Raw genomic sequence first — 12,438 nt, 5'->3', positions numbered from 1 at the left:
GTGGAAGTGAGTTCTTTATAGAACAGTTACTTAATTTGAGACAGTAAGTGTCTCATTCATAAATAGGTCAGTAGCACTTACCTCCTTATATAGGAGGTAATGTGTTGCTTACTGAAAAAAGATAAATAAACAATGTAGAGAGGGTTTAGTGAAATGAAGTTGCATACACTTGTATCATGTTTGCATGATTTTCCAGTTGTTCCAAAAGAAAATCCAGAAATCACATCTATAGAAGCTGATTCACGTAAAGTGAAAGAGGGAAGCTTATTTGTATGTATGAAAGGATATACGGTTGATAGCCATGATTTTGCTAAGCAAGCAGCGGCACAAGGAGCGGCTGCTATTGTTGCGGAAAGACCAATTGATGTTGACGTTCCAGTTGTACTTGTGAAAAATACTTTTCGTTCGTTAGCGGTTTTAGCTGATTATTTTTATGGTCAACCGACACACAAGTTACATTTAATCGGAATTACAGGTACAAATGGAAAGACAACAACATCGCATATTATGGATGAGATTATGCGAGCACATGGTCATAAAACAGGGCTAATTGGAACGATTAATATGAAAATCGGTGATGAAACATTTGAGGTGAAAAATACAACACCAGATGCACTAACACTTCAACAGACGTTTTCAAAAATGGTTGAACAAGGTGTGGACAGCACGGTAATGGAAGTTTCGTCACATGCGTTAAATCTTGGTCGTGTACACGGATGTGATTACGATGTAGCGGTGTTTACGAATTTAACACAAGATCATTTAGACTATCATAAAACGATGGAAGAATATAAACATGCAAAAGGGTTACTATTTGCACAGCTTGGCAATAGTTATAATCATAATCGTGAAAAGTACGCTGTGCTGAATAGCGATGATAATGTAACAGAAGAGTATATGAGAAGTACTGCAGCAACAGTTGTAACATATGGTATTGATACAACAAGTGATATTATGGCAAAAAATATCGTTATGACGAGTGGCGGGACTACATTTACGCTTGTCACACCATATGAAAGTGTAAATGTTACGATGAAATTAATAGGTAAATTTAATGTATATAACGTACTTGCAGCAACAGCAGCAGGACTTGTTTCGGGTGTGAAATTAGAAACAATCATTGCTGTTATAAAGGATTTAGCTGGGGTTCCAGGACGTTTTGAAGTTGTTGATGGAGGGCAAAATTATACAGTTATTGTTGATTACGCACATACGCCAGATAGTTTAGAAAATGTATTAAAAACTGCAAAACAATTTGCAAAAGGTGATGTGTATTGTATCGTTGGTTGTGGTGGCGATAGGGACCGAACGAAGAGACCGATAATGGCAAGTGTTGCAACAAAATATGCAACTCATGCAATTTATACATCAGATAATCCAAGAAGTGAAGATCCAGCGGCTATTTTAGATGATATGGTACATGGTGCAAGCGGGAAAAATTATGAAATGATCATTGATAGAAAAGAAGCAATACACCATGCAATCGCTAAAGCGAAAGCAGATGATATCATTATTATTGCTGGTAAGGGGCATGAAACGTATCAAATTATTGGTAAAGAAGTTCATCATTTCGATGATCGTGAAGTTGCTAAAGAAGCAATTACAGGGCGTTTAAACAACGAAGAGTAACAACGTGAGAGGAGGACTACATGTGCTTGAGCAAGGTTTATTAGTAACGGCTGGGGTAGCATTCTTAATTTCTGTTGCCCTTTCGCCATTGTTTATTCCATTTTTAAGAAAATTAAAGTTCGGACAGAGTATTCGTGATGAGGGACCAAAGTCACATCAAAAAAAATCAGGGACACCGACAATGGGTGGTATCGTCATATACGTATCTATGATGGTAACTTCACTTATTATGGCGATTAAGTTTAATTATTTAGGTGCAGAGGTTTCGTTATTACTATTAGTGACGTTTGGTTACGGATTGATTGGATTTTTAGATGACTACATAAAGGTAGTTATGAAGAGAAATCTTGGTTTAACATCAAAGCAAAAATTAGTAGGTCAGCTTGTTATTGCTATTGCATTCTTTTTAATTGGAAAAGGGCAAGCGTTCCACACATACATCATGATTCCGGGAACGGATGTTAAGTTTGAATTAGGTTGGGCGTATTTCGTACTTGTACTATTTATGCTTATTGGTGGATCAAATGCAGTTAACTTAACTGACGGTTTAGATGGTTTATTATCAGGAACAGCTGCTATTGCATTTGGAGCATTTAGTATTATTGCTGTGGCACAAGAGCAATTTGGAGTAGCGATATTCTGTATGGCAGTTGTAGGAGCTGTACTTGGATTTTTAGTATTCAATGCGAATCCAGCAAAAGTGTTTATGGGAGATACAGGTTCATTAGCTTTAGGTGGAGCCATTGCAGCTGTAGCGATTTTATTAAAACAAGAATTGCTACTTGTAATTATTGGCGGAGTATTCGTAATGGAAACTTTATCGGTTATCATTCAGGTCATTTCATTTAAAACAACAGGAAAACGTGTCTTTAAAATGAGTCCATTACACCATCACTATGAATTATGTGGTTGGTCAGAGTGGCGTGTTGTTGTGACGTTTTGGTCTGCAGGATTTTTATTAGCTGTGTTAGGAATTTATATCGGGGTGTGGATGTAATTGAAAACTGTAACTGAATTTCAAAATAAGAATATTCTTGTATTGGGCATTGCAAAAAGTGGTTATGCAGCAGCTACATTGTTACAAAAGTTAGGGGCAAATGTTATTGTAAATGACGGAAAGCCTTTAGCAGAGAATGTACTTGCTGCAGAATTACAAGCAAAAGGAATGGACGTTGTATGCGGTGGTCATCCTTTAGAATTATTAGAGAGAAATATTTCTCTTGTAGTAAAAAATCCAGGAATCCCGTATTCTAATCCAATATTAGTTGCTGCGATAGAAAAGCAAATTCCGATTGTTACGGAAGTTGAATTAGCATATCGTATTTCAGAAGCACCATTTGTTGGGATTACGGGGTCTAACGGTAAAACGACGACGACAATGCTGACATTTGAAATGCTAAAAGAAGGACAAAAGCATCCTGTAATTGCAGGGAACATTGGAACTGTAGCGTGTGAAGTAGCACAGGATGCAAAAGAAAATGAAGTTGTAGTTACAGAACTTTCATCGTTTCAATTGATGGGAGTAGAATTGTTCCAACCTAAAATTGCTGCGTTTTTAAATTTATTTGAGGCCCACTTAGACTATCATGGGACGAAGAAAGAATATGGTTTAGCAAAAGCAAATATTTTTAAAAACCAAACAGAAAATGATTATAGTGTAATAAATGCGGATGATGCAGATGTGATGGCTTTGTCTGCGTATTCTAAAGGTCAAAAAATCCTGTTTTCGACAACGAAAGAAATTGAAGATGGTGCGTGTATAAAAGATAACGCTCTTTATTTCAAAGGTGAAAAAGTTATTGAAGTAAGCGATATCGTTTTACCTGGTCAACATAATCTAGAAAATATTTTAGCTGCAATGAGTATTGCGAAATTATTAGGTACTTCTAATGAAGCAATTACGGTCGTGTTAAAACGTTTTACGGGTGTAAAACATCGTTTAGAATATGTAACAACGATTAACAACCGTAAGTTTTATAATGATTCAAAAGCAACGAATATGTTAGCGACTGAGAAAGCACTATCTGCGTTTACACAACCGATTGTGTTACTAGCAGGTGGGCTTGATCGCGGAAATGAATTCGATGATTTAATTCCGTATTTCAAAAATGTAAAAGCGATTGTAACATTTGGACAAACAGCTCCTAAACTAGTAAGAGCGGCAGAAAAAGCGGGATTAGATATAATTGAAAGTGTCGATACTTTAGATGAAGCAGTGGTGAAAGCTTATGCTCATTCTAAAGATGGTGATGTCGTTCTTCTTTCTCCAGCGTGTGCAAGCTGGGATCAATTTAAAACATTTGAAGAAAGAGGAGACATTTTTATACAAGCTGTGCATAAACTTATATAAAGTAAATCAAAACATCAGTAGGCTAACACCTACTGATGTTTTGTTACATAGGGCAAAAGGTTCTGCCTAAAGAGGTGGTGTTTGTGGGTAATGAAGAAAACGCCTGATTTTATTCTCATCATCGTAACACTTTCATTGTTGACAATCGGAATGATTATGGTTTATAGTGCGAGTGCAGTTTGGGCCTCTTATAAAATGGGGGACTCATTCTTTTTTGCAAAAAGACAATTACTGTTTGCGGGTCTTGGTGTAGTAGCTATGTTTTTTATTATGAAAATTGATTATTGGGTGTGGCGTACGTATTCAAAAGTGATTTTGCTAGTTTGCTTCATTCTTCTTATTCTCGTTCTTATTCCTGGAGTAGGTCTTGTTCGAGGAGGAGCACGAAGTTGGATTGGAATCGGGGCATTTTCGATTCAGCCGTCAGAATTTATGAAGTTTGCGATGATTATTTTCTTGGCAAAGTTTTTAGCAGAACGGCAAAAATTGATTACATCTTTTAAACGTGGTTTATTACCGGCTCTTAGTTTTGTGTTTCTTGCTTTTGGGATGATTATGTTACAGCCAGACCTTGGGACAGGAACGGTAATGGTTGGGACATGTATCATTATGATATTCATTTCGGGAGCGAGAGTTTTTCACTTTGCAATGTTTGGTTTGATTGGTGTAGCAGGATTTGTAGGGTTAATTGCATCAGCACCGTATCGAATGAAACGCATTACATCATATTTAGATCCGTGGTCAGATCCGCTCGGGAGTGGATTTCAAATTATCCAATCATTACTTGCAATTGGACCTGGTGGATTATTTGGGCTTGGACTTGGACAAAGTAGACAAAAATTTCTTTATTTACCTGAACCACAAACTGACTTTATATTTGCGATCTTATCCGAGGAATTAGGTTTTATTGGTGGTTCATTTGTGTTATTATTATTTAGTCTATTATTATGGCGCGGGATTCGTATCGCATTAGGAGCGCCAGATTTATATGGTACGTTTTTAGCAGTAGGTATTGTGGCGATGATTGCGATTCAAGTAATGATTAATGTTGGTGTTGTAACAGGACTAATGCCTGTTACGGGTATTACCTTGCCGTTTTTAAGTTATGGTGGATCAAGTTTGACATTAATGTTAATGGCAGTAGGTGTATTATTAAATATAAGTCGCCATTCTCGCTACTAAACCCTGTTTATAAGACAGGGTTTTTCGTATGTGTGTAAAAATGCAATATGTATATAGAAATAAATATAATGGAAATAAGAAAAGAGAAGCGGAGGAGTTAGTAGTGCGTGTATTAGTGAGTGGTGGGGGTACTGGTGGTCATATTTATCCAGCTCTTGCTTTAATTAGAGAAATAAAAAAGTTAAATCCAGAAGCAAGATTTTTATATATTGGTACGGAAAATGGACTAGAGAGTACAATCGTTCCAAAAGCAGGTATACCATTTCAATCTATTGTTATAAGTGGATTTAAACGAAAAATATCATTAGATAATGTGAAAACAGTAATGCGTTTTCTAAAAGGTGTACAGGATAGTAAACGATATATTCGTCGTTTTAATCCGGATATCGTAATTGGAACGGGTGGATATGTATGTGGACCAGTTGTATACGCTGCAGCCAAATTAGGTATTCCAACTATTGTACATGAACAAAATAGTGTACCAGGTGTAACGAACAAGTTTTTAAGCCGTTATGTTGATAAAGTTGCTGTTTGTTTTGAAGCAGCTATAGAGCATTTTCCGGAGTCAAAAGTGGTAATGACAGGTAATCCACGAGCATCAGAGGTAATGGAACAAAATGGAATGAAGGAGAAACGTTCAGTTGGGCTTTCTCTTCCTAAAAAGTCTGTACTTATATTTGGTGGAAGTCGTGGGGCTAGACCGATTAACGATGCCTTCGTTGAAGCAATTGAACAGTTTGGGAACAAAAGCTACGAAATACTATATGTAACAGGTGAAGTACATTATGACAAAGTGATGGAAGCCGTGAAGCAAAAAGGGAACCCAAGCAATGTTATTATTAAGCCGTTCATTCATAATATGCCAGAGGTACTAACTGGTGTAGACCTTGTTGTTTCAAGGGCTGGGGCAACAACACTTGCAGAATTAACAGCGTTAGGAAAACCAAGTGTGTTAATACCGAGTCCGTATGTAACAAATAATCATCAGGAAAAGAATGCACGTTCAGTTGTTGATAAAGGAGCGGCAAAAATGTTACTTGAAAAAGATTTAACAGCTGAAACGCTTATTCGTGATATTGATGAGATTTTATTAGATGCACAAACATTACAAAATATGAAGCTAGCTGCTAAGCAACTAGGTATTCCAGATGCAGCAAATAAGCTGTATGAAGTAATGAATAAACTTGTAAAAAAATAAAGTGAGGCTTTAATCAGTGGGGAGTGATTCTCTCTCTTTGATTATTACCTTTCACTAATCGGATGTTTACTGGTATCCTCATTCCGCCTAATTTCTTTGTTATCACCTAATTTTGATTTAGGAGCTGTACTGCCCGTAAATAGAGGGATAACGTTAGGTGAACGCCCTGCATATTATTGTCATAAGGAGACTTAATATGGGGGAGATTGTCTATGGAACAATTAGTAAATGAGCTTATAGAAGCAGACGTTGGTCGTGTTTTGGCTAACGAGCCGTTAGCACGTTATACAACTATGAAAATAGGTGGCCCAGCGGATATTTTAATTGTGCCAAAGCATGTAGCCGGTATTGAAAAAACATTACAGTTAGTAAAGCAATACAAAACGAAGTGGACTGTAATTGGTCGCGGTTCAAACCTTCTTGTATCTGATCAAGGCATAGAAGGTGTTGTTATTCGTTTAGGAGAAGGATTAGATCACTTAGAGGTCGAAAAACATAAGGTAAGAGTTGGTAGTGGATATCCTCTTATTAAATTGTCAACTTTACTTAGTCGTCAAGGGTTAGCTGGATTGGAGTTTGCAAGCGGTATTCCAGGAAGTGTCGGTGGTGCAGTATATATGAATGCAGGTGCACATAAATCGGATATATCGAGTGTATTATCGAAGGCTCTCATTCTGTTTGAAGACGGTGCAATTGACTGGTTAACGAATAAAGAATTGGAGTTTTCTTATCGGGCATCTGTATTGCAAACGAAACGTCCTGGTATTGTTTTAGAGGCGGTGTTTCAATTACAGGCGGGGAAACGTGAAGAAATTGTACGTAGCATGCAAAATAATAAAGATTACCGCCGTGAAACGCAACCATGGAATCACCCGTGTGCAGGAAGTGTATTTCGGAATCCAATCCCACATTTTGCAGGAGATTTAGTAGAAAAAGCAGGGCTTCGTGGCTATAGGATTGGTGGAGCTCAAATTTCTGAAATGCATGGCAATTTTATTGTTAATACTGGGGGAGCTTCAGCGCAAGATGTATTGTCTTTAATTGAATTAATAAAACATACAATTAAGGATAAATTTGATGTAGATATGCACACAGAAGTAGAAATCATTGGAAGATAACGGTTATTCGTTCCGCTCATTATCATTTATGTTATAATAAGAAGATAAGAACGGCATGAGGAACATGCCGTTCTTTATGTTACATAGGGGGATCGTACATGAATAATAGTAAAGTGATTAAACTACAAGATCGTGTACCAAAATTGAAAAATCAAAAGAAAAAAAACAAAAAAAATGTTAATCATCGATTGATTTTATACATATCAATTTTATTTTTATTAGTGCTCTTTTTAATTTATTTTCGGTCTCCGCTTAGTAATATAAAAAAGATTAGTGTGTTTGGAAATCACTATATGACGGATGAACAAGTAATGAAGGATTCAGGCGTGACATATGATACAAGTTATTTCCGAGTGACAGCACATAAAGCTGAAGAAAACTTAACGAAGCGAAAAGAAATTAAAGCAGTAAATGTAAAAAAACGTTTTCCAAACAATATTGATATTCATATCGAAGAATATTTAACGATTGGTTATATAAATAAAGAGGGAAAATTACAACCGTTATTAGAGAATGGAAAAACGCTTGATGTACTACCTAATGGAAAACTTCCTGTTGCAGCACCGATTTTCGAACCTTTTAAAGAAGAGAAAATGAAGGAGTTAATCGCTGAACTAGAAAAATTAACACCAGCTATTTTAAAATCTATTTCGGAGATTCGCTATTCACCAACGAATGCGAATGAAGATCATCTTACTTTATATATGAATGAAGGTTATGAAGTGAGCACTACAATTCAAAATTTCGCAAAACGTATGGAAGCCTATCCGCTTATTTTAAAAACAATTGAGCCAGGTAAGAAGGTATTAATTGACTTAGAAGTAGGTGCATATACGAAAGAATTAGGTGCGGAAGAAAAAAAAGAATAGAATGGTAGTTTTCGTTACTTATAGCAGAAAAAACGAAACGAATGTTCTATTATATGTATACGAATTTAGAAGAATGGTTCATTTGATGAAAAATATGTAAAAATTCTTAGATTCATACTAGTATTGGTACAAGTTTCACTTTTCTATGAGTACATCTTAGTGTAGACTTATACTTGGCGGTAAACTTTACACTCGAAATAGAATTATTTCAAGATAAGCAGTTATTCATAGTTTACTGCGATATTCTTAATTGAATGCTAAATAAAAATAAGAAAAATATAGGGTTAAAAAAGGGAAACGTATAAAGACGTTGAATATTTTTCTTATAAATAGTAAAGTTGCGATTGTTGTTCCATATATTGAGTTGTATGGTATAAATAAAGAAGGAGGTGCCAAAGAATGAACAGCAATGAAATATATGTTAGTCTTGACATCGGTACATCCAATGTTAAAGTCATCATTGGTGAAATGGTTAATGACAGCTTAAACATTATTGGTGTTGGAAATGTAAAATCAAATGGTTTAAAGAAGGGATCGATAGTTGATATAGACGAGACTGTTCGATCAATTAAAAAAGCAATTGAACAAGCTGAGCGCATGGTGGGAATCCACATTGAGCAAGTTGTAGTAGGTGTCAATGCAAACCAGGTACAGCTACTTCCTTGTCACGGAGTAGTCGCTGTTTCAAATGAAGATCGTGAAATCGGGAATGAAGATGTCTTACGCGTTCTAGATGCAGCACAAGTTGTGTCAATTGCTCCAGAACGTGAGTTTATTGATGTGGTACCTCGACAGTTCATCGTAGACGGTCTTGACGAGATTAACGATCCACGCGGGATGATCGGTGTAAGATTAGAAATGGAAGGTACACTTATTACAGGCTCGAGAACTTTACTACATAACCTACTTCGTTGTGTAGAAAAAGCAGGTCTTGAAATTGTTGATATTTGTCTTCAACCTTTAGCGGCTGCAACAGTTGCAATATCTTCAGATGAAAAAAATAGAGGAGTAGCCCTTGTTGATATGGGGGGAGGATCTACAACTTTATCTATTTTTAAAGATGGAGAGTTACAAGCGACAAGCGTATTACCATTAGGTGGAGACCATATAACGAAAGATATTGCGATTGGGTTGAAAACTTCAACAGAAAATGCAGATCAAATTAAGTTGAAATATGGACATGCTTTTTATGATACAGCATCTGAAGAAGAGATGTTTACGGTTCCTATTATGGGAAGTGATCAAACAGAACAATATTCTCAGTTGGAATTATCGGATATAATAGAGGCTCGTGTAGAGGAAATTTTAATGTTTGTTCAAGATGAAGTGCGTAAGTTAGGAGTAAAGCAAGTGGCTTCTGGTTATGTACTAACTGGCGGAATTGCTTCTATGCCAGGTGTTCTTGATCTTGCATATGATATTTTACATGAAAATGTTCGTGTAGCAACTCCTGATTATATTGGTGTGCGTGAGCCCCAATATACAAGTGGAGTTGGATTAATTAAACATTCTTATCAAAAAGCTAAATTACGTGGGAAAAATGTGCAGGAAAAGCAAGAGCATTTTGAACCAGTACCAGCACCAGCACCAACGCCGGTACAACAGCAACCCACGAAACAAAAAACTCGTAATCAAAACAATAATAATCAAAATGATGACCGCATGATGTCAAAAGTAAAACGTGTATTCCGTTATTTATGGGATTAAAATTGGACACGAAAAATGAGGTTCTAGGGGGATTTCGACATGTTAGAGTTTGATACTACTCAAGATCAATTAGCGAATATAAAAGTTATCGGTGTCGGCGGTGGCGGAAACAATGCTGTAAACCGTATGATTGAACACGGTGTACAAGGTGTAGACTTTATCGCTGTGAACACTGATGCACAAGCATTAAATCTATCAAAAGCTGAAACAAAAATGCAAATTGGTGGAAAATTAACGCGTGGACTTGGTGCAGGCGCAAACCCTGAAGTAGGGAAAAAAGCTGCAGAAGAAAGTAAAGAACAGATCCAAGAAGCACTTCGTGGTGCGGATATGGTCTTCGTAACTGCCGGTATGGGCGGTGGAACTGGAACTGGTGCAGCTCCAGTTGTTGCTCAAGTTGCAAAAGAATTAGGTGCTTTAACAGTAGGTGTTGTAACACGTCCATTTACTTTTGAAGGACGTAAGCGTGCGACGCAAGCAGCATCTGGTATTGCAGCATTTAAAGAAAATGTAGATACTCTTATTGTAATTCCAAACGATCGCTTATTAGAGATTGTTGATAAAAATACGCCAATGTTAGAAGCATTCCGTGAAGCTGATAACGTATTACGTCAAGGTGTTCAAGGTATTTCGGATTTAATTGCAACGCCAGGTTTAATTAACTTAGACTTTGCAGACGTAAAGACAATTATGTCTAATAGAGGTTCTGCTTTAATGGGTATTGGTTCTGGTAATGGGGAAAATCGTGCTGCAGAAGCTGCGAAAAAAGCGATTTCTAGCCCATTACTAGAAACATCTATTGATGGAGCTCAAGGTGTTATCATGAACATTACGGGTGGCGCTAACTTAAGCTTATATGAAGTACAAGAAGCGGCAGACATCGTAGCTTCAGCTTCAGATCCAGAAGTAAATATGATCTTCGGTTCTGTTATTAACGAAGGATTAAAAGATGATATCGTTGTAACTGTAATTGCAACTGGTTTTGATGATAGCATTGCAACTCAACCACCAAAACCAATTATTCGTCCGAATGCGAACCACACGCAACAACAGCAACAACCAGTAGCTCAACCTTCAAAACAGCGTGAAGTAAAACGTGAAATGAAGCGTGAAGAGCCAGTTGTACATGAGCGTCATTCAGATTCAGATGATATCGATATTCCAGCATTTTTACGTAACCGTCGTAGACGATAAAAAAAGGAGCTTTCATGCTCCTTTTTATTTTTTATGGAAAAGACCTGCTAAGCAAGTCTTTTTTTATTTCGTATATTTCAATATATTTTGTTTGTGAAAATAAGAGTATATCATTCTATGAATTTGTACTTTTATTTTTTACCGACAGATTATGTCTAGAAATCACAAAATAACAAAAAAACACCTCCGTAAATTGACACACTTTCCTATTGGATATGCATTATACTAGTCTCAACTTGAAAAAAGAGGTGAATTGTTTGGTTGTTTACGCCGACGTTGTTTGGTTGTTAAACGCCTGCATTGATTTTCTTTTGCTTTTATTAACAGCTACCGTGTTAAAAAAGAAAATCAAAAGATGGAGGCTTGTGTTAGGGGCATTTATAGGTTCAACTATTGTTATTTTTGCCTTTACTCCTTTTGCTTCTATGATGACACATCCAATTATGAAACTACTGTACTCGTTACTTATTGTGTATACAGCATTTGGGTTTACGACATTTAGAAATTATGCACAAACTGTTTTTACTTTTTACTTTGTAACCTTTATGGTTGGCGGAGGATTAATTGGAACTCATTTCTTTTTGCAAACGAATGAAATGGTAAATGGATTGGTTCAATCTCAGTCAATTTCTTACGGTGATCCAATTAGTTGGTTATTTGTTATTTTTGGTTTTCCAGTAATTTATTATTTTTCTAAAAAGCGTATTGAAAGCGTAGAGGTCACGAAAATACACTATGATCAAATTGTGAAAGTAAAAATTCAATTAGCCGAAGAAGAACTAGAACTCGCAGGTCTTATTGACAGTGGGAACCAACTTTATGACCCATTAACAAAAACACCTGTTATGATTATGCATGTTTCATCATTAGAACATTGCTTACCATCTTGGTTAACAGAACAAATTTATTCCAAAACAGAAATTCCTCAAATACCAGAAAATGATTCTGGTTGGGCGACCAAATTACGCTTAATTCCTTTCCGTGCAGTAGGAGTAGAGAGTCAATTTTTGTGGGCAATTAAGCCTGACAGTGTGCAAGTTGACCATGAAGGTAGTTCTATTGTTGTAAACAAAGTATTAATTGGATTAAATACACAACAGCTGTCTACTAATGGGGAGTATCAATGTATTGTGCATCCAAAAATGTTGATTTCGCAAAAAATGGTGATCGCTTAATAAATGAGAGGCGGGA

The 12,438-nt window shown here is 36.4% G+C and carries 10 protein-coding genes; all 10 read left to right on the top strand.

Features of this window, described 5'->3' with window-relative positions:
• The first annotated feature begins 153 nt into the window (after positions 1 to 153).
• A complete protein-coding gene (gene murE / locus MHH55_RS13595) occupies positions 154 to 1,629 on the top strand; it encodes a UDP-N-acetylmuramoyl-L-alanyl-D-glutamate--2,6-diaminopimelate ligase (RefSeq protein WP_000766320.1) in 1,476 nt (491 codons plus the stop codon).
• A gap of 22 nt (positions 1,630 to 1,651) precedes the next feature.
• Positions 1,652 to 2,626: a phospho-N-acetylmuramoyl-pentapeptide-transferase gene (mraY, locus tag MHH55_RS13590; protein WP_078186704.1), complete on the top strand. Its 975-nt coding sequence runs from the start codon at positions 1,652 to 1,654 to the stop codon at positions 2,624 to 2,626.
• Positions 2,627 to 3,979 carry a UDP-N-acetylmuramoyl-L-alanine--D-glutamate ligase gene (gene murD, locus MHH55_RS13585; protein WP_000860111.1) on the top strand — a complete coding sequence of 451 codons (1,353 nt, stop codon included), beginning with the start codon at positions 2,627 to 2,629 and terminating at the stop codon, positions 3,977 to 3,979.
• Positions 3,980 to 4,069: 90 nt separating this feature from the next.
• Positions 4,070 to 5,161, top strand: coding sequence for a stage V sporulation protein E (gene spoVE, locus MHH55_RS13580; RefSeq protein ID WP_000753520.1), 1,092 nt, complete (start codon positions 4,070 to 4,072; stop codon positions 5,159 to 5,161).
• Between the two features lie 103 nt (positions 5,162 to 5,264).
• Entirely contained in the window at positions 5,265 to 6,359 is a 1,095-nt protein-coding gene (gene murG / locus MHH55_RS13575; protein ID WP_078186707.1) for an undecaprenyldiphospho-muramoylpentapeptide beta-N-acetylglucosaminyltransferase, read from the top strand.
• A 212-nt stretch (positions 6,360 to 6,571) separates the two neighbouring features.
• Positions 6,572 to 7,477, top strand: a complete 906-nt coding sequence (gene murB, locus MHH55_RS13570; RefSeq protein ID WP_000437018.1) for a UDP-N-acetylmuramate dehydrogenase — start codon at positions 6,572 to 6,574, stop codon at positions 7,475 to 7,477.
• A gap of 98 nt (positions 7,478 to 7,575) precedes the next feature.
• The gene (divIB, locus tag MHH55_RS13565) at positions 7,576 to 8,346 is read left to right on the top strand and encodes a cell division protein DivIB (RefSeq protein WP_001065793.1); all 771 of its coding nucleotides are present in this window, start codon (positions 7,576 to 7,578) and stop codon (positions 8,344 to 8,346) included.
• Between the two features lie 399 nt (positions 8,347 to 8,745).
• Positions 8,746 to 10,053, top strand: coding sequence for a cell division protein FtsA (ftsA, locus tag MHH55_RS13560; RefSeq protein ID WP_001087558.1), 1,308 nt, complete (start codon positions 8,746 to 8,748; stop codon positions 10,051 to 10,053).
• 39 nt (positions 10,054 to 10,092) lie between these two features.
• The gene (gene ftsZ / locus MHH55_RS13555) at positions 10,093 to 11,247 is read left to right on the top strand and encodes a cell division protein FtsZ (RefSeq protein ID WP_000888984.1); all 1,155 of its coding nucleotides are present in this window, start codon (positions 10,093 to 10,095) and stop codon (positions 11,245 to 11,247) included.
• Between the two features lie 257 nt (positions 11,248 to 11,504).
• Positions 11,505 to 12,422 (top strand): sigma-E processing peptidase SpoIIGA, encoded by a 918-nt coding sequence (spoIIGA, locus tag MHH55_RS13550; RefSeq protein WP_000261975.1) that lies wholly within the window; start codon positions 11,505 to 11,507, stop codon positions 12,420 to 12,422.
• Positions 12,423 to 12,438: the final 16 nt, after the last annotated feature.

Origin of the sequence: Bacillus sp. FSL K6-2944, from assembly GCF_038005385.1 — a bacterium.
Classification (GTDB): Bacteria; Bacillota; Bacilli; order Bacillales; family Bacillaceae_G; genus Bacillus_A; species Bacillus_A cereus.
This window is presented reverse-complemented; position numbering and strand designations above follow the sequence as displayed.